General features: G+C 67.6%; 22 protein-coding genes and 1 tRNA gene. 13 read left to right on the top strand and 10 right to left on the bottom strand.

Features of this window, described 5'->3' with window-relative positions:
• Window positions 1–11 precede the first annotated feature (11 nt).
• On the bottom strand, window positions 12–659 hold the full coding sequence (locus tag BM204_RS18550) for a DUF2238 domain-containing protein (protein ID WP_091116509.1): 648 nt from the start codon (window positions 657–659) through the stop codon (window positions 12–14).
• Between the two features lie 116 nt (window positions 660–775).
• On the opposite strand from BM204_RS18550, the gene BM204_RS18545 reads away from it, so the two are divergent.
• The 6 genes from BM204_RS18545 (at window position 776) to BM204_RS18520 (ending at window position 8,392) form a co-directional block, all read left to right on the top strand.
• On the top strand, window positions 776–2,266 hold the full coding sequence (locus BM204_RS18545; protein ID WP_091116507.1) for a DUF3375 domain-containing protein: 1,491 nt from the start codon (window positions 776–778) through the stop codon (window positions 2,264–2,266).
• Window positions 2,263–3,027, top strand: coding sequence for a DUF4194 domain-containing protein (locus BM204_RS18540; RefSeq protein WP_091116505.1), 765 nt, complete (start codon window positions 2,263–2,265; stop codon window positions 3,025–3,027). Before BM204_RS18545 ends, BM204_RS18540 begins: the two co-directional genes overlap by 4 nt.
• A 2-nt stretch (window positions 3,028–3,029) precedes the next feature.
• Complete coding sequence (locus tag BM204_RS18535; RefSeq protein ID WP_091116503.1) at window positions 3,030–6,506, top strand: ATP-binding protein; 3,477 nt, start codon at window positions 3,030–3,032, stop codon at window positions 6,504–6,506.
• Between the two features lie 37 nt (window positions 6,507–6,543).
• A complete protein-coding gene (ctlX, locus tag BM204_RS18530; RefSeq protein ID WP_091116500.1) occupies window positions 6,544–7,578 on the top strand; it encodes a citrulline utilization hydrolase CtlX in 1,035 nt (344 codons plus the stop codon).
• 239 nt (window positions 7,579–7,817) lie between these two features.
• Window positions 7,818–8,093 carry a hypothetical protein gene (locus BM204_RS18525; RefSeq protein WP_246166452.1) on the top strand — a complete coding sequence of 92 codons (276 nt, stop codon included), beginning with the start codon at window positions 7,818–7,820 and terminating at the stop codon, window positions 8,091–8,093.
• Window positions 8,094–8,318: 225 nt separating this feature from the next.
• Window positions 8,319–8,392 (top strand) — tRNA-Gly (locus tag BM204_RS18520).
• Window positions 8,393–8,495: 103 nt separating this feature from the next.
• Here BM204_RS18520 and BM204_RS18515 read toward each other — a convergent pair.
• Window positions 8,496–8,786 carry a hypothetical protein gene (locus BM204_RS18515; protein ID WP_091116495.1) on the bottom strand — a complete coding sequence of 97 codons (291 nt, stop codon included), beginning with the start codon at window positions 8,784–8,786 and terminating at the stop codon, window positions 8,496–8,498.
• Window positions 8,787–9,252: 466 nt separating this feature from the next.
• Here BM204_RS18515 and BM204_RS23010 point away from each other — a divergent pair, with 466 nt between their 5' ends.
• Window positions 9,253–9,441 carry a hypothetical protein gene (locus BM204_RS23010; RefSeq protein ID WP_218031311.1) on the top strand — a complete coding sequence of 63 codons (189 nt, stop codon included), beginning with the start codon at window positions 9,253–9,255 and terminating at the stop codon, window positions 9,439–9,441.
• A 44-nt stretch (window positions 9,442–9,485) separates the two neighbouring features.
• Window positions 9,486–9,686 carry a hypothetical protein gene (locus BM204_RS18505; protein WP_091116493.1) on the top strand — a complete coding sequence of 67 codons (201 nt, stop codon included), beginning with the start codon at window positions 9,486–9,488 and terminating at the stop codon, window positions 9,684–9,686.
• Here BM204_RS18505 and BM204_RS18500 read toward each other — a convergent pair.
• Together BM204_RS18500 and BM204_RS18495 are read right to left on the bottom strand one after the other, a co-directional pair.
• Window positions 9,660–10,235 carry a helix-turn-helix domain-containing protein gene (locus tag BM204_RS18500; protein ID WP_091116490.1) on the bottom strand — a complete coding sequence of 192 codons (576 nt, stop codon included), beginning with the start codon at window positions 10,233–10,235 and terminating at the stop codon, window positions 9,660–9,662. The genes BM204_RS18505 and BM204_RS18500 overlap by 27 nt on opposite strands.
• The gene (locus tag BM204_RS18495; protein ID WP_091116488.1) at window positions 10,232–10,897 is read right to left on the bottom strand and encodes a cyclase family protein; all 666 of its coding nucleotides are present in this window, start codon (window positions 10,895–10,897) and stop codon (window positions 10,232–10,234) included. The genes BM204_RS18500 and BM204_RS18495 overlap by 4 nt, the downstream gene beginning before the upstream one ends.
• Before the next feature lie 89 nt (window positions 10,898–10,986).
• Here BM204_RS18495 and BM204_RS18490 point away from each other — a divergent pair, with 89 nt between their 5' ends.
• From BM204_RS18490 to BM204_RS18480, 3 genes are read left to right on the top strand one after another with little or no spacing between them, the layout of a single operon-like run.
• Complete coding sequence (locus BM204_RS18490; protein WP_091116486.1) at window positions 10,987–12,579, top strand: purine-cytosine permease family protein; 1,593 nt, start codon at window positions 10,987–10,989, stop codon at window positions 12,577–12,579.
• Complete coding sequence (speB, locus tag BM204_RS18485; RefSeq protein ID WP_091116619.1) at window positions 12,572–13,579, top strand: agmatinase; 1,008 nt, start codon at window positions 12,572–12,574, stop codon at window positions 13,577–13,579. Before BM204_RS18490 ends, speB begins: the two co-directional genes overlap by 8 nt.
• Window positions 13,576–13,959, top strand: a complete 384-nt coding sequence (locus BM204_RS18480; protein WP_091116484.1) for a YybH family protein — start codon at window positions 13,576–13,578, stop codon at window positions 13,957–13,959. The genes speB and BM204_RS18480 overlap by 4 nt, the downstream gene beginning before the upstream one ends.
• A gap of 1,257 nt (window positions 13,960–15,216) precedes the next feature.
• Here BM204_RS18480 and BM204_RS18475 read toward each other — a convergent pair.
• The 3 genes from BM204_RS18475 to BM204_RS18465 form a co-directional block, all read right to left on the bottom strand.
• A complete protein-coding gene (locus BM204_RS18475; protein WP_091116481.1) occupies window positions 15,217–15,705 on the bottom strand; it encodes a DUF4411 family protein in 489 nt (162 codons plus the stop codon).
• Window positions 15,705–16,850 (bottom strand): ImmA/IrrE family metallo-endopeptidase, encoded by a 1,146-nt coding sequence (locus tag BM204_RS18470; RefSeq protein WP_091116479.1) that lies wholly within the window; start codon window positions 16,848–16,850, stop codon window positions 15,705–15,707. The genes BM204_RS18475 and BM204_RS18470 overlap by 1 nt, the downstream gene beginning before the upstream one ends.
• Window positions 16,851–16,987: 137 nt before the next feature.
• A complete protein-coding gene (locus tag BM204_RS18465) occupies window positions 16,988–17,632 on the bottom strand; it encodes a helix-turn-helix domain-containing protein (protein ID WP_091116477.1) in 645 nt (214 codons plus the stop codon).
• Window positions 17,633–17,732: 100 nt separating this feature from the next.
• Between BM204_RS18465 and BM204_RS18460 the strand changes: the two genes are divergently transcribed.
• A complete protein-coding gene (locus BM204_RS18460) occupies window positions 17,733–18,521 on the top strand; it encodes a hypothetical protein (protein WP_091116474.1) in 789 nt (262 codons plus the stop codon).
• Window positions 18,522–18,527: 6 nt separating this feature from the next.
• Here BM204_RS18460 and BM204_RS18455 read toward each other — a convergent pair whose 3' ends face one another.
• From BM204_RS18455 to BM204_RS18445, 3 genes are read right to left on the bottom strand one after another with little or no spacing between them, the layout of a single operon-like run.
• Window positions 18,528–19,439, bottom strand: a complete 912-nt coding sequence (locus tag BM204_RS18455; protein WP_170259251.1) for a nucleotidyl transferase AbiEii/AbiGii toxin family protein — start codon at window positions 19,437–19,439, stop codon at window positions 18,528–18,530.
• Window positions 19,432–20,484, bottom strand: coding sequence for a type IV toxin-antitoxin system AbiEi family antitoxin domain-containing protein (locus BM204_RS18450; protein ID WP_091116470.1), 1,053 nt, complete (start codon window positions 20,482–20,484; stop codon window positions 19,432–19,434). Before BM204_RS18450 ends, BM204_RS18455 begins: the two co-directional genes overlap by 8 nt.
• Before the next feature lie 56 nt (window positions 20,485–20,540).
• Window positions 20,541–23,402 (bottom strand): AAA family ATPase, encoded by a 2,862-nt coding sequence (locus BM204_RS18445; protein ID WP_091116467.1) that lies wholly within the window; start codon window positions 23,400–23,402, stop codon window positions 20,541–20,543.
• Between BM204_RS18445 and BM204_RS18440 the strand changes: the two genes are divergently transcribed.
• Window positions 23,401–23,677 (top strand): transposase (locus BM204_RS18440; protein WP_143099835.1); only part of this gene is annotated, 277 nt, incomplete at its 3' end. The genes BM204_RS18445 and BM204_RS18440 overlap by 2 nt on opposite strands.

The following is a 23,677-nucleotide window of genomic DNA, read 5'->3' as shown; positions in this document are numbered from 1 at the left end:
CGGCGGCGTCGTCAGCTGCGGCTGAGCGTCGGCAGCTCGAGCTGCGGCGCGGCGGAACGCAGGCGCCCGCTGCGCCACGAGGCGTGCACGACGAAGCCGGCGAGCACCGCGCCGAGGGTGCCGAGGGTCAGGTCTCCGAGGGTGTCGGTATAGGCGCCGTTGCGCTCGACGGAGGTGCTGAGGAAGGCGTAGTACTCCGCGACCTCCCAGACCAGGGCCGCAGTGGCGCCGAAGGCCAAGGACCGCTCCAACGTGGCGCCGAGGCTCGAGCTCCAGTGCATCGTCAGGAGGACGACGGCCGCGGCGAGGAGCCCGGTGTTCGCGAAGTGCATCCAGTCGTCGAACCACACGATGGTGTCGTAGAGGTCCATCCGGTTGCCCAGGATGTCGGTGAAGCAGGTGATCGTGACCAGCAGGTCCGCAGCCCAGGGGAACGAGGTGCGCTCGCGCCACAGGGTGAACCAGACGGCCGGAATGGTGAACGCCAGCAGCGGATAGGCGATCGCGCGAATCCCCGCGCCCTTGCCCTCCATGTTGCCGACCTCGGGGTTGAGCAGGGCCAGCGCGAGCAGGAGCAGCAGCCCGCCCTTGGCCGACACGTTGAGCGTTCGCACCACCTGAGGGGTCGGGTAGCGCAGGGCCGGTGCGAGGTCGGTCATGGGTCGAACGCTATCCGCGGTCTCAGGTGACCCCGGGACCGGTCCTCGTCGGTGCCCTCTGGGATGCTTGCGCGTCGCAGGCACGGACGCGAGAGACCTCGAAGGGGGCCACGGCAGTGAGCGAGATCGCCGGCGAGCTGGCGAGGGTCAGGGGCGCCTTCGCGCAACCGACCCTGACCCTGCTCCACCAGCGCCAGGCGCCGGTGGTGATCACCATCTTCCGGGCGGCCTTCGGACGCAACAACAAGCCGATCCCGACGGCGCGGCTGCACGCCCAGGTCGAGGAGCACCTCGCCTCGATCAGGCTCTCCGGGGAGTCCGAGGTCCCGACCGGCAGCGGCAAGGACCTCTGCCAGCGATGGATGCGTGGCCAGTGGCTGGTGCGCTCGCTCGACGAGGCCGGGCACGAGGTCTACACGTTGACCTCCCACGCCCAGCAGGCGCTGGAGCTGGTCAAGAATCTCGCGCGTGACCGGGCCACCCTCAGCGAGCACCGGATCGCCACGATCCTCGGCACGGTCCGCCGGTTCAACTCCGAGGCCAACCCCGATCGCACCGCGCGGGTCACCATCCTCAACGCCGAGATCGCCCGGCTCCAGGCGGAGCGCGACCGACTGGTCGACGGCGCCGAGGTGGTCAGCGCGACCGAGGACTACATGCACGAGGGCTTCACCGAGCTGCTCTCGCTGGTCTCCGCGCTTCCCAGCGACTTCGCCCGGGTCGAGGAGCGCTTCGCGGTGATCAGGGGCGAGATCCTGGCGGCGTTCCGGGCCGAGGACCGTCCCGCGGGCGAGGTCATCGACGACTACCTGTCACGTGCCGACTCCCTGATGAACGCGACCCACGAGGGGCGGGCGTTCGAGGGCGCCTTCGCCCTCCTGCGCGACGACGCCCTGGTCACGCAGCTGCGTGAGGACCTGACCGCGTTGTTGGAGCATCCCATCGCCGACGGCATCCTCAGCGACGCCGATCGCGCCGAGCTCCGCGGGACCGTCCGGCTGGTGCGCGACGGTCTCGACCGCGTGCTCGCCCAACGCTCACGGGTCACCGCCACCCTCAAGGACTACATCGTGTCCCACGACGTGGCCCGTGACCGCGAGCTCGAGCAGACCCTGCGCCAGGTGGAGGCCGAGCTCATGACGTGGATGGCGACGACCGGCCCGCGCGCGGTCCTCGACGTCGCCCTGCTGCCGGCGCGCGCCGGGGTCGAGCACCTCCGGGAGCGCTTCTACGACCCGGCTGACGACGTGCTCCCGGAGCGCATCACCACGGCCGACCCGGGCGACGGCCCGTCGGTCTCCCTGGCGGCCGTGATGGCACAGGGTGGGCCTCAGCTGACCTCGCTGCGCCAGCGGCTCGAGGCGTCGTTGACCTCGTTGCTGCCGGCTGGCTCCCTCGGCGAGCTCTTCGACGGCTTCGAGCCGTCGCTGCGCCGGCCGGTCGAGATCTTCGGCCTGCTGCACCTCGCCGCCGACCGCGAGTGGGAGGCCGAGGAGGCTGTCGAGGTGTTCGGCGCCGTCCGTCCCGACGGGTCGCGGCGCATCTTTTCCGTGCCCCGCCTGCCCCTGCCCGATCCCGACCGACCCGAGAGCGAGACCCGAGCATGAGCGTCGACACCGACCTGGAGACGGGGCTGGACACGGGCGCGGAGACGGATGCTGAGCCCGACCTCGACCTCGACATTGAGATCCTGGACGAGGGGTCGGTCTCCCTCTTCGAGGGTGACGAGGGCGGTCTGGAGCACGCCCAGCGCCACGCCCTCGTCACCCTGCTCAAGCAGCGCTTCATCAGCGCGCGCACCCACCCGCGCGACTGGCAGGTCCTCGTCGAGCACGAGCGGGTGCTGCGCTCGCGCCTCAACGACCTCTTCCTCGACCTCGCCGTCGACCGCGCCCGCGAGGTGGCCTGGAAGCGGCAGGCGACCTCCGAGACGGGCAGCCGCTTCCCGACCCTGCTCTACGACGCCGCCTGGTCGCGCGAGGAGACGCTGGTGCTGGTGCACCTCCGCGACCGGCTGCGTGCCGGGTTGGGGGGCGGCGACGCGCACGTGTTCATCGATCGCGACGACATCGTCGACTACGTCGCGACCTTCCGCCCCGTGCACGCGACCGACGAGGCGGGTGACGAGAAGCGGGCCCGCAACGCGGTGGTCAGCATCGTCAAGACGGGGCTGCTGATCGGCACGGCAGCGGAGGACCGCTTCGAGATCAGCGAGGCCGTCGAGCCGCTGCTCCCGCTCGACCTGCTCCAGGAGCTGCTCGAGGCGCTCCAGCGCGCCACCAGCGCCGATTCGGCAGCGAGCCCGCAGGAGCAGACGGAGCTCTTCGACGAGGGAGCCGGCGACGCGGGCGAAGCAGGGGAGGAGTGACGATGTCCATCGACGAGACCGAACGCATCGACGAGACCGAGGGGGAGACCATCGACGGGCTGTTCGAGCAGCACACGGTCGAGACCCCGGCCGACAACACCGTGCAGTGGCGGGCCACGCTGCTGCAGCTGGTCAACTGGGGCGGCTTCAGCGGGCTGACCACCGTCCCGCTGGGCGGCGACGCCACGATGATCTCGGGAGCTTCCGGCGTCGGCAAGAGCACCGTCCTCGACGCCTACACCGCCCTGATGATGTCGTCGGACACCAAGTTCAACGGCGCCTCCAACGACGCGGTGGCCGGGCGAGCCCGCGGCGTCGGCCAGCGCAACCTGTTGTCCTACCTGCGCGGCGCCGTCGACGTGATCGACGACCCACGCACCGGTCGACCGGTCGAGAAGCTCCTGCGGGGCAGGGGCACCGACACCTGGGGTGCGGTGGCGATGACGTTCGTCAACGACCAGGGTGGCCGGTTCACCGCGCTGCGCACCTACTACGTCCCGCGTCGCGCCACCCGCTCCGGCGAGGTGCAGATGCAGCTCGCCACGCACGAGGGCACCCTCGCGCTCGACGTCCTCGAGGTCGCCGTACCCGAGCGCTTCCATGCCACGACCCTCAAGAAGCTCTTCCCGGGCATCCGCGTGCACCGGACCTACGCCGAATATGCCGCGGTGCTGCACGCGCGTCTGGGCATCGGCGCCAACGGCGACGGGGCGATGGCGCTGCGGTTGCTGGCCCGGATCCAGGCCGGCAACCAGGTGCGCAGCGTCGACGAGCTCTACAAGGACATGGTCCTCGAACGGCCGGTGACCTATGCAGCGGCCGATCGCGCCATCGAGCACTTCGACGACCTCGACGCGGCCTACGCCGCCATGCGCACGGAGGAGCAGAAGCTCGAGCTGCTCGAGCCGATCGCCGGCCTCCACGAGCGCAAGGGGATCGCCGAGCGTCGGCTCGCTGAGCTCGACTCCTACGGCGTCACGCTGCCCGGTGACACACCGCTGCGGAAGTGGCTGCTGCACACCCACCTCGGGCTCATCGAGGCAGCCGTCGGCAGCAACCGGCACGACCGGGCGACGACGGCCGACGAGCTGGCAGCCACGGCTGGGTCCGAGCAGACGCTCCAGTCCGACGTGGAGACGGCCAAGGAGGCGCACCACGCCGCCGGGGGCTCGACGCTCCAGTCGCTGGCACTGTCCCTGGAGCAGGAGCAGGTCATCCGCGAGGGACGCGCCTCACGTCGCACGGTGCTCCAGGAGCGTCTCCTGCCGCTGATCGCGGCGACCGACGCCCGGTCGCCGGACCTCGAGGCGGCGTTCGACTCGAGCGAGGCGTTCCGCGTGCTCCAGCTGCATGCGCGCCAGTGGCTGGGCGGCTGGGAGCGCCAGCAGGAGGTCACCAAGCGTGAGCGTGACGCCACCCGGGATCGGCGCTACCCGATCAGCCAGCGCCAGGCCGAGCTCCGCCGCGAGCGTGCCTCGCTGGAGAGCCGCGCTGGCCGGGTGCCGGTGCGGATGCACGAGCTGCGGGCCGAGGTCGCGCAGGCGAGCGGGCTGGGCATCGACGAGCTGCCCTTCGTGGCCGAGCTGCTCGACGTCGCTCCCGAGGAGGCGGGCTGGCGCGACGCCATCGAGACCGTGCTCGGCGCCAGCGCCCGGATGCTCCTCGTCCCGCTCGACCGGCTCGCGGACTTCTCGGGCGCCATCGACGGGCTGCGGCTGCGCGGCCGGCTCACCTTCGAGGGGGTGCCGCTCGACCTCCCCGACCTCGGCCCGGCCGACCCCGAGCGGGTGGCCGGCAAGCTGGTCTTCCAGGACTCACCGTTCTCCGGCTGGGTGCAGGAGCACGTCGCCGAGCCGGGTCGCAACGCGCTCTGCGTCGAGACGGCCGCCGGCCTCGCCGGTCCCGGCTTCCGCGTCACCATGGCCGGCCAGACCCGCAACGGCCGCCGCGGCACGCACGGCCGCAACGAGTCGCGCAGCATCATCGGCTTCTCCAACGGCGACGCGCTCGCCGAGCTCGACGCCGAGCTCGCTGCGCTGGACCAGGAGCTCGGTGCCCTCGACGCCGAGGTGTCCGAGCTGGACCGGCAGGCCAGCGTGCTGGAGCAGCGCCGCACGTCCTATGACGCCGTCGCCACTGCGCGCTACGACGATCTCGACGTGGAGGGCAGCGAGCGACGCATCGCCGATCTCGGGGCCCGCAGGGCCGAGATCCTCGCCTCCGACGACCAGCTCCAAGCGCTCGAGGCGCAGATCGAGACACTGTCCGAGCGGCTGGAGGGCACACGCCGGACGCGGTTCTGCCTGGAGCAGCGGCAGCGGGAGCTCAACGACGCGCACGGACGACTGGTCGACGACGAGGACCACGTCAAGGACCGGCTCGAGGCGATGGACGCCGACGGCGCCGTGGTCCTGACCGAGCAGCAGGAGACCGCGCTTGCCGCCGACTTCGCGGCTGCGGCGGCCCCGGCGGATCCCACCGACCTCGAGCGGTTCACCGAGACGTCCCACCGCCTGGCCGAGCGGCTGCGCGGAGCGGTCGCGGTCGCCGAGGCAGAGATCAGGCGCGTCGAGGAAGACCTGGCGGCGCTCTTCCGGGTCTACAAGTTCCACTGGGACTCTCCCAACCTCGGTGTCACCGCAGACTCCTACGCCGACTACGCACGCATCCTCGAGGAGATCCGCGGCAAGGGGCTGGCGCACCGGCGTGCCGAGTGGCGTCGCAGGTTGACCGAGTGGAGCGGCCAGGACCTGGTGCCTTTGGTCGGTGCGATGGCCGCGTCGATCGAGGAGATCGAGGACCGCCTCGAGCCGATCAACACGATCCTGCGCCGACTGGAGTTCGGCGGGGCCGGAGACCGGCTGCGGATCCGGCTGCGACGGCTCGCCCCGGCCCACGTGCAGGTGTTCATGAGGGACCTGCGGGCGCTGTCCGCGGGCTCTACGTCCGAGCTGGGGGAGGCGGAGCTGGAGAAGCGGTTCACGGCCCTGAGCCGCTTCATGGAGCAGCTGCGCAAGCCGGCCCAGGTGGGCGCCGGCGCCCCGACTGACCGCGACCGGCTGCTCGACGTGCGACGTCACGTGGAGATCAGTGCCGAACGCTACGACTCGCTGACCGGTGAGCTCCATGCGACCTACCGGACGTTGGGGGAGAAGAGCGGGGGCGAGAGCCAGGAGCTCGTCGCCTTCATCGTGGGGTCGGCGCTGCGCTTCCGGCTCGGTGACGAGATGCGCTCGCGCCCGCGCTTCGCCCCGGTCTTCCTCGACGAGGGTTTCGTGAAGGCCGACTCCGAGTTCGCCGGCCGCGCCGTCCAGGCCTGGCGGGGCCTCGGCTTCCAGCTGATCATCGGAGTCCCGCTCGACAAGGTCACCGGCCTCGAGCCGCACATGGACGAGCTCCTGGCGATCACCAAGAGCAGCACGACCCACCAGTCGTGGATCATGTCGATCACGGACGCCGAGCGGTCGTCGAGGCCGTGATTGGAATGCAGCGGCCGCGATGCCCTAGGTTCCGACCGTGAGTGCTCAGGCCCCATCCGCCGTCATCTTGATCCGCGCAGCACGGTTCGTCCCCAACGCCGCGACGGCGGCTGACAACGCCTTCCAGCGTGAGGTCCCCGAGGGACAGTCCCAGGCTGCGACGTCGACCCGGGCGGTGGCCGAGATGGACGGCGTCGCGCAGGCGCTGCGCGATGCCGGGGTGACCGTCCACGTCTTCGACGACCAGGACCACACCCGACCGGACAGCGTCTTCCCCAACAACTGGCTCTCCACGCACGCGGGCGGCAAGATCGCGGTCTACCCGATGTATGCCTCCAACCGGCGCCACGAGCGCCGCGCCGACGTGCTGGAGCTGCTCAAGTCGCACTACCGGGTGCAGACCATCGTCGACTACTCCGGCCTCGAGCCCGACGGCATCTTCCTCGAGGGCACCGGCGCGATGGTGCTCGACCACGTGTCACGGGTTGCCTATGCCGCTCGCAGCCACCGTGCCGACACCCACGTCCTCGAGCGGTTCTGCACCGACTTCGGCTACGAGCCGATGGCCTTCGATGCCGTCGACTCTGCCAGCGTACCGGTCTACCACACCAACGTGATGGCCTGCATCGGCACGAGGGTGGCGATGATCGCCCTCGAGATGATCCCCGACGTGGCCCGTCGCGCCGAGGTACGCGAGCGGCTCGCGGTGACCGGCCGGACGATCGTGGAGCTCACCGAGCAGCAGATCCGGGACTTCGCCGGCAACGCCGTCGAGCTCCGCGGCCGCATGCCGGATGGTCGGAGCCGCCCCCTCATGGCGATGTCGGCCCGCGCGCGGGGGAGCCTGCGGCCAGACCAGGTGACGACGATCGAGGAGTCCTGCGAGATCGTCGCCGTGGACATCCCCACGATCGAGCTCGCCGGGGGATCGGTGCGGTGCATGATCGCCGGGGTCCACCTCGACCGTCGCCCGACCGACGACCTCGAGCCCACGCCAGCCGTCGAGGCGATCGATGAGAACCCGCACAGCGCCGACGGCCAGGACCTCGTGCGCGCCGTCGATCCGAGCTGACCCGGCTCTCCACGCTCGTCCATGCCGTCCGGGAAGCATCAGCCAACGGAACGCCGAACGTCCGCAACCCGACGTACGTCGACCGCAGGTCCGACTTCACGATCAGGGCACTCACGCCGGATACGTTCGACGACTTCGCTGCCCTCGGCGGGCGCAACAAGGGCATGTTCGCCAGCTGCTGGTGTACACACTTCCACCCCGACTGCGCGGAGAGGGGCCAGAGCGCCGAAGGGAACCGAGTGCTCAAGCAACCTCTGGTGGTCGAGGAGATCGCGCACGCGGCGCTGGTCTACGAGGGCGACCTGGCGGTCGCGTGGGCGGAGCACGGATCACCCGAGGAGCTGCCCGGCATCCAGCACCGCAAGGCGTACGTCGCCACGGCCGAGCCGTTGCCCGACGTCCTCTACAACGACACCCGCACGAGGTATGAGCGCGAGGGCTTCACCCACGACCGGCCCAAGGGTCTGGGCAACTTCGTGATGGTGCGCGACGTGGGCCTGAGGCCGCGCGACTGAGCTGGCCGCCCTTCAGTGGCAGGGTCGCACGATCTGTCTGGCCAGGGCGACGATGCTTGGTGCGGGGGCGACGAGCGGTTCTGCCCTCGCGGGCGTGATGAGAGTGGTGTCGCAATCGACGTTGCCTTGACGTCGATCTGGGCTCGTCGACGGAGTGTCAAGTAGGGCGGCGTCCTGGAGGTGGTTCATACTACGAGCGTGCCAGGCTCGTCAGAGGCTGGCTTCGCGGACGTGGTGTAGTTGCAGCACGCTTCCCTTCCAGGGAAGGAGTCGAGGTTCAAATCCTCGCGTCCGCTCCATCTGCCGGAGCCGGCCGCCACCGGCATGTGTGGGCTCGGTCCCGACGACGTCCCCTGGCCGTCACCTTTGGCCGCGATGGACCGAGCGGATGTGGCCGCTCGGCTACTCGACGCTCGTGACGCTGGCGACTTCGACCACGTATGCGTCGTGGTCGGAGAGACGGCTCTCTCCTGCGAAGCTGAGGAGATCCTCGATCTGGTGCGGCGAGGTGGCGGTGGCGACGTGGAGTCCCAGTCGCTCGACGGCATCGAGCACGGAGCGCCTTCCGTCGACGGAGCCTGCCCACTCCCGGCCCGACAGAGCGTGATTCCAGTCTCCTCCCCACACCGCATGGGCGGCGGCCTCCACGGCAGCGACGGTCGCGAATGTCTTCTCCGCAGTCGTGGCGCCCATCCACGGATCGTGTGTGTGCCGCAGCTCCGCCACGGGAGGATCGAGGAGCAAACACCTACGCCTTCCAGTTCGGCCATGGCGCAGGCGGCGTGAGGGTCGGGCATCGCACGCATCGGGACTCTGGACGCGACTGCCGCCCAGCGTCGCTGGGGCATCATCACCTCAAACTTCCCGTCTCCGACCTGGACCGCTCCCAGCAGTGGTACTTCTCCCGGCTGGGATACCGGGCCGTGCAGGAGTTCCGTGAGGACGGGGTCCTCACGGGCGTCGTCATGAACACCCGCAGGGCGGTCCGCCGTTCGCCCTGCGCCTGGATCCGGACCGGGCCCGGGCAGCGGCCGGTTTCGACTACTTCGCCATCGGCGTCCCTGACAAGGCCGCCATCGACGAGCACGCCGACCGGCTGACCGCGCACGGCAGCAAGCACGCGGGGGTCCACTTCGCCACGCTGGGTTGGATCCTGCCCATGACCCACGACCCCGACGGGCACGAGGTCAGGTTCTACACCGTCGAGCACCACACCGAGACGACGTCGGACCAGGTCCGGGTCGTCAACGACCCGGACCAGGTCCGGGTCGTCAACGACGCGGTCGAGACTGAGGACGCCCGGATGCGCGAGGTCGTCTCTCGCCGCGCCGGGACCCCGACCGTCTGAGACCGGCTTCGACCACTCACGCCACCTCGACAGAAGGAACCCTCATGATCCTCATCCTGACCCTGCTCGCAGCCTTCCCGCTGGGCTACCTGATGAAGACCCGTACGACGCCCTACCTCGTCTTCGGGCTCGCATTCGCCCACCTCTTCACCTTCCAGACCGCATCCCTGGGCAGTCCCGACATCGCTACCCATGCTGCAGTTGTTCGACAGCAAACCTCACGGCGCCGGAGCGAGGATCCATAGGACCTCGCACGACTCGGCACCCGGGTTCCTCCACGTGTGCGGCGCGCTGCCCGAGAAGGTCATGGCGTCTCCGGCTGACAACAGTTCCGAGCCGCTCTCCAGCACGACCTCGATGGTGCCACGGAGCACGTAGGCGCACTCGGCCTCACAGGCGAGGGTGTAGAGCTCGTCCCCACCGCCGCCACCGGGCTCAATCACCGAGTGAATCACCTCCAGTGATGCCTGAGTGCCCGGAGTGATCAGCCGTTCCACGGTTCCATGGCCGCCGAAGTTGATGAGCCGTCCTTCGCCGGCGCGCAGCACCGAGGTCAGCGGCGGGTCGAACAGGTCGCCGACCCGCAGCCCGAGGGTGTCGCAGACGGCCACGAGAGAGGCCACGGACGGCGAGACGTCGTCGCGCTCGAGCCGACTGACGAAACCCTTCGTGAGGCCTGCCGCTTGCGCCACCTGGTCCAGGGTGAGGGACCGCAGCTTCCGCGCTGCCCGCAGCTTGGCACCGATGTGGACCGCGGGTCGTTCCCGCGCCTCGGGGATCCGTCTGGTGCTCATGGCTCCAGTTCTATCGCAACGGCCCGCACCGGGCCGCCGTCGGCACCCGTGAGCCGGATCGGGGTGCACGCCACGAGGAAGTCACGCTCTGGAAGGTCTTCGAGTCGGAAGTTCTCGCCGATGACGCCACCGGCACGAGAGATCAGGTGGTGGCTCGGGAAGCCCACTCCTGGGTGAGTGTCGTCGGGGGTCTCGTCGATGTTGATCGCGTCGATGCAGAACGTACGCACACCCAGATCGAGCATCTTCCGGCAGGCCTCGGCCTCGAGGAACGGGTGCTCGAAGTAGGACGGTGTGCCGTAGTACGCGCTCCAGCCCGTGCGCAGGAGCACGATCACGCCCGGCGCGAGCCGGTCTGCGACCGGCGCGACGTGCTCCCAGCCGATCTGGCCACGTGCCGGCAGACCGAGGGCGTTCACGACCACTCCGGGCCCGACGAACCGTTCGATCGGGATCTCGTCGAGACGCAGGCCGTCCGATTCGAAGTGGTAGGGGGCGTCGACGTGCGTGCCCGACTGGGACCCCATGTGTACGTCGAGCAGGTTGAATCCGTCCCGTTCGATAGTGCTGTGCACCTCGAACCTCGGTGACGGGTCCCCTGGATAGGCGACGGTCCCGGAGTCGACCGGAACACATAGGTCGACGACACGATGGATTCTCATGGGCAACAACTATTGCATGCCAGTAAACACTGACCTAGCGTTCAACCACCTCGCAGCACGTATGAGCCACCTTCGGAAATGAGCAACGGATGAGCGCTCCAGCCCACGACGCACCGATCGACCGCCCCCGGGCGACCGAGGTCGAGCAGCACGGAATCGACACTATCCCCCCGGAGCATCGCCACTCCGGTCCGGTCGACCTGTTCCGGATCCAGTTCGGCGGCGCCAACACCTTCGCCACGATCATCTTGGGCACCTTCCCGATCCTGCTGGGACTGTCTCTGTGGCAAGCAGTCGCAGCGACCGTCGTAGGTGTAGTGATGGGCTCGTTGTTCCTGATGCCGATGGGGTTGTTCGGTCCATTGACCGGCACAAACAACGCAGTCGCGTCCGGAGCCCACTTCGGCGTTCGCGGTCGGGTCCTCGGCTCGTTCCTCTCGCTGCTCACGGCCATCGCGTTCTACTCGATCTCGGTGTGGGTCAGCGGAGACGCCCTGGTCGGCGCGATGATCCGTCTCTTCGGCGTGGCCGACTCCGACCTGCTGCGGGGGGTGATCTACGCCCTTCTGGGCGCGATCGTGATCGTCGTGGTCGTCTACGGGTATGCGTTCATGCTGCTCGTGAACAAGGTGGTGGTAGTCGGCAACTCCTTCCTGATCCTCCTCGGGGTCATTGCCTACTCCGGACAAATCGACCTCTCCTACGATCCCGGAGCCGGGGCATACGCGCTGGGCAGCTTCTGGCCAACGTTCGTCCTGTCCGCTCTCATCGTGATGGGCAACCCGGTCTCGTTCGGCGCGTTCCTGGGCGACTGGTCGCGCTACATCCCTGAACGCACCGCGCCACGATCGCTGTTGCTGGCAACATTCGCCGGCCAGTGCGCCACCCTGCTGCCGTTCCTCTTCGGTGTGGTCACCGCCACGCTGGTCGTCGGCGAGGCCGACTATGTGGTGGCGCTGATCAACGCCTCACCGCTCTGGTACGCCGTGTTGTTGATGGTGGTCGCCTTCCTCGGCGGACTCTCCACCGGCATCACCTCGCTCTACGGCACCGGGCTCGACTTCTCCTCAGTCTTTCCCAGGTTCAGTCGGGTGCAGGCATCGCTCTTCATCGGGGCGCTCGCGTTCGTCTTCATCCTCGTCGGACGGCTGGCGTTCGACCTGATCGGCAGCGTGAACGCCTTCATCGGTGCGATCGTCATCTGCACGGTGCCGTGGATGATCATCATGACCATCGGGTACGTCGTACGGCGGGGCTACTACAGCGCAGCCGACCTCCAGGTTTTCAACCTCGGGATGCGCGGAGGCAGCTACTGGTTCCACAACGGCATCAACTGGCGCGGCATGGCGGCCTGGATCCCGGCCGCTGTCTGCGGCCTGCTGTTCGCCAACTACCCGCCCCTGATCGAGGGTCCGTTGCGCAACGCTGTGGGCGGCGTCGACATCAGCCTCTTCGTGTCCATCGGCCTCGCTGCTGCGATCTACGTGGCCGCGCTGTTCCTGTTTCCCGAGCCGCGCTACGTCTTCGGGCCCGACGGTCCGCGCTGGGTGCCGTCCCGCGAGTCGGACATCGCGGAGGTGGTGGAGGACGGGAACGCCTCATCGCACCGCCAGATCGCGCGCAACCGCGCGGCGGACAAGGCGGCAGTCGAAGAACTGAGCGATGGTCACCCGCATGGCTGACGACACCACGCGTGACGCACCGCTGTTCGGCAATCCTCCGCGCATCGCGGAGGGCGGGCACGTGGGCCAGATCGACAACAGCCTGGTGCCCCGGTTCGCCGGTCCACCCACCTTCGCCCAGCTGCCGCGGATGGACGAGGTCGACAGTGCAGACCTCGCCGTCGTCGGGGTGCCGTTCGATGCCGGGGTGTCCTACCGTCCCGGCGCTCGTTTCGGCCCAGCTCACATCCGCGCCTCGTCACGACTGCTGCGCCCCTTCAACCCCGCCACCGGCGTCTCACCTTTCGCTGCCCAGCAGGTTGCCGACGCCGGTGACATCGCCGCGAACCCCTTCTCGCTGGAGGAAGCGATCACCCAGGTGGAGCGCTCGGCCCGGGCGCTTCTCGAACAGGCTCCCCGTCTGCTGGTGCTGGGTGGCGACCACACCATCGCCCTGCCGTTACTCCGCGCCCTGGGTTCGGAGGAACCTGTCGCGGTGGTGCACTTCGACGCCCACCTCGACACCTGGGACACCTACTTCGGGGCGGCCTACACCCATGGCACGCCGTTCCGCCGAGCCTCCGAGGAGGGGCTTCTCGACACCTCGGCGTGTATCCACGTCGGCACCCGAGGTCCGTTGTACGGCGCACGGGACCTGGTCGATGACCGTGACCTCGGCTTCGCCATGGTCCCCGCCACTGAGATCGACGCCCTCGGAGCCGGCGGGGTGGCGGAGCGGATCCGAGCACGAGTTGGAGAGCGTCCGGTCTACATCTCCATCGACATCGACGTCCTCGACCCAGCCTTCGCGCCGGGCACCGGCACCCCCGAGGCCGGCGGCATGACCAGTCGCGAGCTGCTCGCCATTCTGCGCGACCTGGCCGGGCTCGACATCGTCGGAGCCGACATCGTGGAGGTGTCACCTGCCTACGACCACGCGGAGATCACGGGCATCGCGGCCTCGCACGTCGCCTACGAGTTGCTCAGCGCCATGGCGCCCGGATCCCAGGAGAAGCAATGACCCCGCAGGAATTCGCCAGCTCACTAGTCGCCGCGTTCGCATCCAGCGACTCGGCCCGCTACTTCGCCCACTTCGACCCCGCGGCCACATTCTTGTTCCACGACACCGACCATCTCGTCGAATCGCGTGCGGAGTACGAAGCGATGTGGTCCGAATGGGAACGCGAGGCAGGCTTCAAGGTCCTTGCGTGCACCTCGACGGTGCAACGTGTGCAGGAGTACGGCGACCTCGCGGTGTACACCCACCGCGTCCACACCGTGCGAATCATGGACGGCGCCGAGGACGAGGTGTTCGAGCGGGAGACCATCGTGCTTCTTCGTGACGGCGACACCTGGACTTGTATCCATGAGCACCTCTCCCCGGAGCCAGGAAACAGCTAGCCGGCAGACTTCAACCCCCACGCTCGAGATGTTGCTGATGTGAAAGGCGAGCGGTGCGCCGCATCAGGAACGGCGTCCTGGCGCCGATAGGGCATGAGGGTCTGCGTGCCTCTCTCGGAAGCCGCCACCAGACCACCCGCCACGTCGTCGACCTGGCTGGGTCGGAATCAGGCAACGAAGTGCCGGGCCAGCAAGGCAACAACGGCAAGCCGAATAGCATCGTCGCGAACCGACGCCTCACCGCTGGCACGCCGCCGCCTCGCTCACTTTCCGAGAGTCACTTTGATGGGACGCTACGTCATCCGCGCGGGGCAATCGTTAGAAGCGAAATCGCACGCTGGATCCGTCCATCAGGCCATCCGTGTGGACGGCGTTCCGGACCGTCCGGACATGCCCAATTCGCAACCCTCGACAGGTGCGTCTATTCGCCGCGATTGACTGAAGCAGATGTGGCCGTTCAACTATTCGACACTCGCGGCGCTGGCGACTGCGACCACGTAGGCGTCATGGTCGGAGATCCGGCTGTCTCCAGCACGAAGCGCCGTCCCTCGACGGGGCCTGCCCACTCCCGGCCCGACAGAGCGTGATTCCAGTCTCCAGGTTCCAGGTTCCGATGCGCATGGACGCAGTGTGGCGTTGCGGGGCGCCGCCGGGGGAGCAGGGTTCGACACGATGCCCAGGCGGCGTCAGGGAGGAGCGGGCCGATCTCGTGCGGGATCCGTGGGAATTGCCCACGTCAGGCCGGCGAGAACGGCCCCTGATCTGCGTTTCCGCAGCTCAGGGGCCGTTGTCGGGCTACGACGTGGATCAGATGTCGTAGTAGAGCTCGAACACCGGAGGCCGTGTTGGCCCCTGTTGGTCAACTCGGGAAAACACGGTCTGACCTGGGGAAACGTCGATTTTGACAGTTGGGCGAAGTTGGCTGATTCTGGCCTCGAACGGATCTCCTGCGGAATCCCTGCGGAATCTGGAGGGGCTTGAATCGTGCGCTCAGGACCAGGCCCAACCGTGGGTGGTGAGTCCTACCGTCAGCAGCACGAATCCCTTAGAGGTCATACGCATCACTCCCTTCACCTGTGCTCCGAACAGCGACCAGCGAAATCCGATTTTGAAGGTTGCCTGGATGTTGAGAGTCCAGATTAGGTACAAGACGGAGGTCACGAGCAGAGTCGAACTGCCCAAAGTCCCGGACCTGAACGCACGATTGAGTTGTGACTCAAGCATAGGGCGAGGCGGGCTCAGGATTGGTGTTGCGGCTTATGCGACCAGCCTCAAGCCGAGTCCACGGTAAGCGCTGAACGGTTCGGTCCACGCAACGTTGAACGCGAGGCAGACGTCGGGAATCTTGATCCGCTTCTTGGAGTCCGGCGCCGGCTGCTCGCGGGTGACGACTGTCGAGCCGGTAGCGAGCGCGTGGGCGATCAACTTGTAGTCCGCGGAGTCGAGGAACTCGTCGATCGCTTCTTGCCGGTATTGCCGGGCAGGGCTGGTTGCCCAGGCGGCGATCTCCGTCATGGCCGCGACCACGTCTGCTGTGTCATCGAGCCAGAACGAATCGGGTCGGGTGCGAGCCCAGTCGACGAGGTCGCCCGTGCCAGCTGTGATCTCGTCCTTCACAGCGCCGATCGAGGCGACTTGGCCGACGTGGGTTGGGTCGCCGAGCCAGGTCCAGAAACCAGGTGCGATGTCGAACGCGTAGTAGAGGCGGTTCGCCTCCATGAAGGCGTTGGCGTCGAGGAGATACATCAGGCTGCTCCGAGGCGGCGGGCGTACTCGTCGAATGTGCTCGCGGACTTCATGGACATCAGGCGCATAGCTTCGGTGATGGGAGTACGCCCTTCGAGTGCGTCTGCAATCAGGGCGCGGGAGAGCCGCTCGCCGACGCGGAACGGCTGGTTGTTGTAGTGGTCGCCGCCACCACTTTCCCTCGCCTCGCTGAGGTCGCGAAGCCGAACGACCTCGGCGTCGTATGCGGCGGCGTAGTTCTCGATGCGGCGCACACCGGTCCGATGCAGTGCCTGCAGGACGACCAATGTTCCGCAGCGGAAATCATGGGCGAGCGTGTCGAGGGCTTGCACCAGCGGTGCACTCGCGACCCGTGCGTGTCGATCGGCCAAGTCGTCGCGAGGTACGAGGACCTCGGATGCGACAGCGTTGCACCAACGCTCGATGTCGGACTGGCCATCGGAGCGGGTGTCTTCGTTGCCGATGCCACTGGTCCCACGCCAGACGTGGGCGAACTCGTGGGCGAGGGTGAAGATCTGGCCATTGAGGGTCTGATGGGTGTTGACGAAGACCAGCGGAGCAATGTCATCAACGAGCGCGAACCCGCGGAACTCGTTCTCGTCGAGAGATCGGCGGGTGTTGTTCTCGACCATGGAGGTCGCGACGGTCAGCCCGCCGAGGGTTTCGAAGCCGCGTAGCAGCGCCTTGCGTGTGTCAGCCCACGTGCCGTGACGATCGGACACCTGGAAGTCGAGGGCGCTGCGGATTTCGGCCGCAGCCTCCAACGGGGGGAGCTCGGCTGCAGAGCCGACGAATGCCAGAGGCTCGACACCGAGTGCGAGCGCGTAGTCGCGATACCACTCTTGGCGCCGCTGGGACTGCCCGATGACAGCAATGAGGTTCGCGCTGGGCGTAGGAACTGTCTCGAACCCTTCCCGGAAGTCAGGGACGGGCAAGGACCAAGCGGGAGGCTGGGGGAGAAGTAGGTAGCCGAACGGAACCCCCGCGGCCTTCGCGAAGTCCTGAAGCTGCTTCAACGTCGGTCGGGCTTCCGCAGCGAGCCACTTGTCGAGCTTGAAGCGACGGTGAAGCCCTTCTTCGTCGGCTCCGGTCACGTCCAAAGCCCAGGACAGCACGGAAGGAGCGACGTCCACGCGAACGGTCATCTCTCACTCCTGCCTGTGAAAATTATCGCCGAGGTTGTTCTCCATCCTGCCGCAGCCGGTCGCCGGAGGGGGCAGGACCGCGGATGGGTTTCTCCCAGTGTCGCTTGCGGGTCCGACAGTTCGGGGATCAGCCGATATCAGCCGGGCCCTGCGAGGTCTTGCGCGGTGCCGGCGCGAAGAGCGGCTATCCGCTCGGCAAGCTCGTCCTTCTTCCCCTTCTGAATGTGGTCGAAGCCGACGTAGATCGGGTTCTCGATGGGGCCGTTACGCGCGTCGTTGATGAGTGGCTGCCACGCTGCCCGTAGCTGCTTCGGCAGGTCGAGCTCGTCCCACAGGTCGACGAGGAGTGCGCCGTCGACCCAGCGATAGATCCACACCGGAACGCTCTCGCGGAGGAGGTAGCCGTAGACCCGTCGACGCTCTTCGCGGACAGCGAGATCCCAATTGCGCATGATGAAGCCGCCGCTCTCGCGCGAGGTCGGCCAGTCGGGGAACGTGACCTTGCTGAAGCTCAGCCGTGGCTCGACCCGCCAGAGGCGGTTCGGGATCTGGTAGATCGTGTGTCCGTCGAAGCTGATCGGGATGAAGTCGACGGTGACGTCGAGCCTGAGTGAGTAGCCGGCCGCGCCGATCAGGCGCTCCATCACCGCCAGGGACGGCGACTTCTCCCGACGCTCGTACGCCGACACGGTGGCCTGCGACGTACCTGCCGCACCGGCCAGGTCGCGCTGGGTCCAGCCGCGCGCCTTGCGCGCGATCTCGATGATCGTCGGCCGCTCCATGCACCGATGATATCCGATCAGGTGTTTTTGGCCCCTCGTGCGGGAACGCCCGCACACCTACCTGTCACCCAACCCCGGGCAGACAGGAAGGAGCAACGCAATGAGCGTTGCAAAGAGCCTGGGCGTCGACGACTTCGATGCCCCAAACATGCGAGAAGCGCGAGCTGAGTGGCCCCGCTGGCAAGGAACCGAGCCCGCGCTCGCCGTGGTCGATGACGTCAAGGACCTCCCCAGCTGGATGAAGCTGGCAGAGCCTGCCGAGCGGGACGTCGTACTGGCCGCGCTTCGCTGCGTCGCGCAGGAAGACGCACGCGCATTCCTTGTGCTGGCCTGGCTCCTGGTGCCCGGGGCGTCACTCCTGGCTGGCAAGCTTCGCAGGCTCGTCGACGCGATTGACGAAATCGTGGCCGGTCAGCTGTGGATCCAGATCTGCGAGCACGATCCAACGGACGATAGGTACGTCGCGAAGAAGATCCTCGATCGCGTCGCGCGGGAGTCGATGGCCGAGCTTGGCGTCGGGGACTTGGCGAAGCGTCGTGACCCGGCATGGGACTCCACGGTGTTGGTCGAGCGCTTGGACGAGTCGATGCCGTCCGTCGAGTCGGAGGCGGTTGAGGATCCCAGGGAGCAGCTCGCCGACCTGCTCCGCCGCGCGCTCGACGCTGGGAACCTGTCGGACGCAGACCGCGATCTACTCCTCGACCTGGCCCACGCCGCACATTTGCTGAAGGCGCCCTTGCGCAGGGGGAGAGCCGGCCTGACGACGCCGTCGGTCGCGCAGATGGTGAGCGAAGACCACGCGATGTCAGCAAGGACCGTCAGGCGGCACGCGGCCGATGCCTTGGACGGGCTGATCCAGATGACTCATCACCAGGGCATGGCGCTCTGACGAAACTCAACTCCAAGAGCGGGTGTCGTGGCGCCACGTCCTGTCTTCACCCTCACCTGTCAGTGCGGGATCGATGAGACGCGTGACGAGTTCGCGCGCAAGATCGACGGTGCGGTAGTCGGCGCAGTAGGGCACCGATTTGCTGAGCTTCGCGTATCTGGTTCCCCACGTGGACGGGACCGTGAAGTGCTCGAACGGCTCCATCTGGCGGCGTCGTGCTTCGCTGGCAATGGCGAAGCCAAGCGCGGTGCCGTCGACGTTCTGGGTGACGGCGAGCACGACCAGATCCACCAGGTCCTTCTCGCGACTCGACGGGCGGTCGCGGTAGGTCTGCATGGTTGCGCAGACCTTGTCAGCAATCTGGTCGACGACCGGGTAGACGCGGTATTCATGGCGGATCAGCCTTGGTAGGTCCAGCGCGTTCGCTGGTTCCGTAATCGTCACCGGAGCAGTGAGTCCTGCGCCGATGGAGAGGTCCACGTTCAGGATGTTCTTGCTGCGGCCACCGATGAGGATGTCGAACGACACTGCGTAGCCCTCGGTGTAAGGCTGTTCCTCGCCGCCGATCGACGTCTCGCGACCGATGTATTGGAATACGAAGTGGTCGCCGAGGTCGATTGCGGCCAGGCGACGAAGGTCATCGAGGGCCTCGTCCAGTGTGTATCCCTTGCGATACAGGTCGACGTCGCGAGTCGGCCGGCCTGACGGCACGCGAGCAAGCATGCCCGTGCCGCCCTTGAGCACCCACTCTGAGTCGTCACCCTCGGAGAAGATGCGGCTGAGGAAGCGGTTGAAGTACTCGAGCCGGATTCGCTCGTTCGTGTCGAGGGAGGAGTCGGCAGCCGCCGCCTTCTTTGCTGCTTCCTTGATGGCGGTCTCGACGCCAGCGCTGGTGGGATAAGGCTGGATTTCATCCACGACCGGCGGCTTTCTGTGCGGCACGTGCAAGCGCGAGAGTCTCAGGACCGATCGGCGACGTCGCATTGGCAGCGCCCCAACTCTGGCTGAGCGCCTTCACCAGTTCAGGGCTGACGACCTGTGTCGAGAACTTGCGCAGCATCTCCTCGATGCCGGAATCTCCCAGGAGGTTCGCGACGAGGGCCGATGTGCTGGCGTTCATCGCCGCCAGTTGTGGTGCCAGGGCGCTCTGAAGCGTCGCGGCGAGGCTCTCGTTGATGGTGCGCAGCGACTTCTCCATCTCGGGCGTCATGATGATCCGGTTGAGATCAGTCTTGCTGAGACCTCCGACAAACTTGGCAGCCACCAGCGAGCCGAGGGTTGCGTCTCTTGCCACGCGCCCGGCGAGAGCATCGAGGTCGATGCCCGCAATTTCCATCAGGCGATGTAGCAGTGCGTCACCGTCTCCCTTCTTGAACCCGTCCCGTGCGGCAAGTGGGGCGAAAAGTTCGCGAAGGCGCTGGAGGTCGAGGGTGCGATTGCTGGATGCGTCACGCAGCGCATCGCCGACGAGGCTGAGATCTATGTTGTCATCCACGAGGTCAGCGATCGTGCGCTCCATCGTCATGACCGGCATGCCTTCGACGAGCATGATGTCGCGTGGGTCAAGGGTGCGTTGGCGGTAGCGGATTTCCCGGCGCTGGCTTTGACGTCGAGTTGGGGAGACGAAGTCGTAGCGGAGAGCTCGGAAGTCACCGATGCCGTGGAGGTCCGCGGCGGTTTCTCCAGCCACCGTCACGTCGTTGGTGCTGTCCTTGATGCGCACTTCCGCGAGGCGCTTGGGATCAGTGCTCAGCCAGGCAGCATGCAGATCGTCGAATCGGCCAGCGGGGGCACCGGCGTCCTTGTAGACGCCGTGGGCGAGGCGCTCCAGGTGGCTGGCCTCGGCGAGTCGGGAGAGGTCCAGACGGGTGATGCCGCGCATGCTTGCCTGAGCAGACGTCACCATTCCCCATTGGTAGGCGGTCAGCTCCGCGAGGGTGCGCAGCGCTTCGTTGGACTTCATGCTTGGAGTGTATCGTGCAAGACGATACGTTCCAAGATATCTGAGGCATCGCATGGTCAGAGTCCAAGGCTCGGGCCGCTTAAGCCCGAAACCGAGCGCCGGAACGGTTCGTCGACGGGGAAGGCGGGGTGCTTCCGCTTGGGCGTGGTCAGATCCTTCACCCGGTAGGCCAGCGCCGCCGTCGGACAGTCGACCGGCAGCGGCTTGCGGGCAGCGGCGAGGTCGAGGACCTGCTCGGCGTCGACGCCACGACGTTTCAAGGTGTCGAGCTGCTTGGCCAGCTCAAAGGTCTGCTCGTCGCGCCTGCCGACGTACTCGACGATGCGCTCCTCCCACACCTTGATGGCTTCGCCGTATCGCGCATTGATCGTCCGGGTCAGGCGGCGGTGATACGCCGACTCGCGGTCGTCCGTCGGTGGTGGGCCGGCGATGGCGCGGTCGTGGGGTTTGATGCCGGTGGCCGCACGCCAGACTGCCAAGTCGCGGCGCAGGTCGGGAGTGAGCACGTCGTCGTATCGGCTCGTCCAGGCGGGGAGCGTGGTCGAGGCGCGCTCCTGAACCTCGGTCGCGAGCGTGCTCATCCGTCGAGCTCGCGCGGCGAGGTAAGGACCCCAGGCCGGGTGTTCCGCAAGGTCGGAAGGGATGCCGACCAGCCAAGGCAGCGGCCCGACCGGAGCCTCATCGAGGTCAACCCGAGTCCTGGTAGCGGCCAGGGTGAGGGCGTCGGCGTACCGGGTGACGGCTTCCTGCAGTTGGGCTTCGAGTGAAGCAGCCGCCGACCGGGTGGTTGTTGCCGAGACCGCAGAACCGTCGCGGGCCAGAACGCCTTCGAGCAGCTCGGTGGTGGTCGCCTGCCGGTCGAGAGTCGGGCTCGGCAGGGTGTGGTCCTCGCCGACATCGGCGAGCACGACGTGGACGTGGTTCTCGACCCGGCCACGGGTGAGCATCGTGTAGAGCGTCTGCCGCGACTCCTCGCCGGTAACGATGCCGTGCACGACGTCGGTGGTGAGGCCCTGGGCGGTGTGGACGGTGGAGGCGTAGCCGAGCTCGACGTGAGCAGCGACGTACGCCGCGGGGAGCGTTGTACGCAAACCAGAGTCGTGATGACGCACCGACAGAGCGCCGTCCTTGATGCCGGCGACGATCCAGCGGTCGCCATTCTTGACCCAGTCGGTACCGCTGATGCCGAGGCGTCGGTCGTTGCGGCGCGAGATCACTACGTCGCCAACGCACGCCTCACAGCCGTCGGAGAGCAATGCGGAGGAGCCGACAAGCCCTCGGGCTGCTTGCGCGCGCAGGTTGAGTTCGCGAACCAGTTCACGTGTGGGCGCGAGCATCAGGCAGTCGCGTCCACCGGCACGCTCGCGTGCCCAGGCGTCGAAGACTGCGTCGGCACAGGTGACGGCGTCACCGACGTGCACGCGGTCGTGGTCGACGTAGAACCCGAGCGCTGCCGGTTCGCCATCGCGCAGGTCGAGCGATGCTTCGGCCTCGGTCGGGTCGGTGAAGCGGATGAGTTCGTCGAGTTGAAGAGCGCCGTGGGTGGTGGCGATGTCGCGGAGTACGCCGCCGGCGCCGATCGCGGCGAGCTGCTGATCGTCACCGATGAGCCGGACCGACGCACCACGGGCGACGGCGTACTCGATGACCCGGTCGAGCGTGAGGGTGTCGGCCATCCCGGCCTCGTCGATCACCACCAATGTGCCTGGACCAGTGGAGCCAACCAGAGCGGAGCCGGGGGAGTAGGCCAAGTCGTGGTCGAGCTTCGCGAGCGTCTCGCACGCGATCCCGGTCGCTTCGGCAAGTGCAGCCGCAGCGGCCGCCGACGGTGCAAGCCCGACGACGTTGGCGCCGCCTTCTATCCACACGTTGGCCAGCGCCCGCATCGCGGTCGTCTTGCCCGACCCGGCCGGAGCAAGCGCTAGCTGCACCCGGTTTCCGCTCGTGGCCATCGCGCCCACCAAAGCTTCCTGCCCACGGTTAAGTCGCTCCCCATCGAGCCGTGCGGCGAGCACCGAAAGCTCCACGTCGTCGGTCGACCAGGCGAACCCGTCACACCGACCGGCCGCCGCGACGATCCGCTGCTCGGCATCGAGGATCCGCTGGCTGGTGTGCTGGTCGGCACCGGAGTGCCGGTAGACACTCTCGCCGTTACGACGCCGCAAGGGGCCAGGCTCACTGACCGAGTCGAGGTCGGGGGAGAGATTGACCGACAGTCGCCCGATGACATCGTCGACGACCCACTCGACCACCTCGGCGAGCCGATCCGCCGGAGCTGCAACATCGCGCACCTGCCGCTGCGCCTCGGCACGCACGTGCCAGATCTGCCATGTCGCGCGGCGCGCTTCGAGTTCTGCGACGACCCGCGCCGCCGTCTCGTGGACCCACGCAGCCGACATCCCGTGCTGTGCTCGCCGGACAGGGTGCAACGCCGCCGACACCATTTGTGCAACGTCGCGGTCCGAGCCGAGCGTGCCGACGGCTTCGGCCCGCCATAGTGCCCGCTGGTCGGCGTACGACCGCGGCTCGTGCTTCGCATCCCGAGTCTCCAGGTTCGCCTGCTGCGCGAGTGCGACCGCCTCGGTTGGCGTCGGAGCCCGCCCGTGCGACGAGGCGAACTCTCTCGACAGCTCACGTTGGCGCACCACGATGTCGGACCGCCGCTGCGACCACTTCTCGCACAGCGCCAGGTCGACACCGTCGATCTCGCGTACCGGCCGCTTGTCCCGCGCGGTACCGGGCCGCTCGACGAACTGCACCCCGAGCGCTTCGGTCAGCCGGCGTTCGAGCGCGGTGTTGTAGGTCTCCGACGCGGCGACGACGTGCTCGTGGAGGACCTTTCCGAAGATGGGACTGCCCAGGGATCGGTTGACACCTGACCTGTGAGGATCGCTCCTCGCTGGAAGGATGTCTGTCATGCCGAAGCCGTACCCCAAGGAGTTCCGCGACGATGTCGTGGCCGTTGCCCGCAAGGGCGAAGCTCCGTTGAACCAGATCGCGAAGGACTTCGGGATCTCCGAGGGCTGCCTTCACGGCTGGATGAAGAAAGCCGACATCGAGGACGGTGCCCGGCCAGGCCCGACCGCGGCCGAGTCAGCCGAGCTGCGTGAGGCCAAGAAGCGGATCCGTCTGCTCGAGCAGGAGGCCGAGGTGATGCGACGTGCGGTCGCCTACCTCTCGCGTGACGTCAACC

The sequence above is a fragment of the Nocardioides psychrotolerans genome, assembly GCF_900113685.1.
In the GTDB taxonomy this organism is placed as follows: Bacteria; Actinomycetota; Actinomycetes; order Propionibacteriales; family Nocardioidaceae; genus Nocardioides; species Nocardioides psychrotolerans.
Note: the sequence above shows the minus strand (reverse complement) of the source record. Positions and strands in the feature narration are given on the sequence as shown.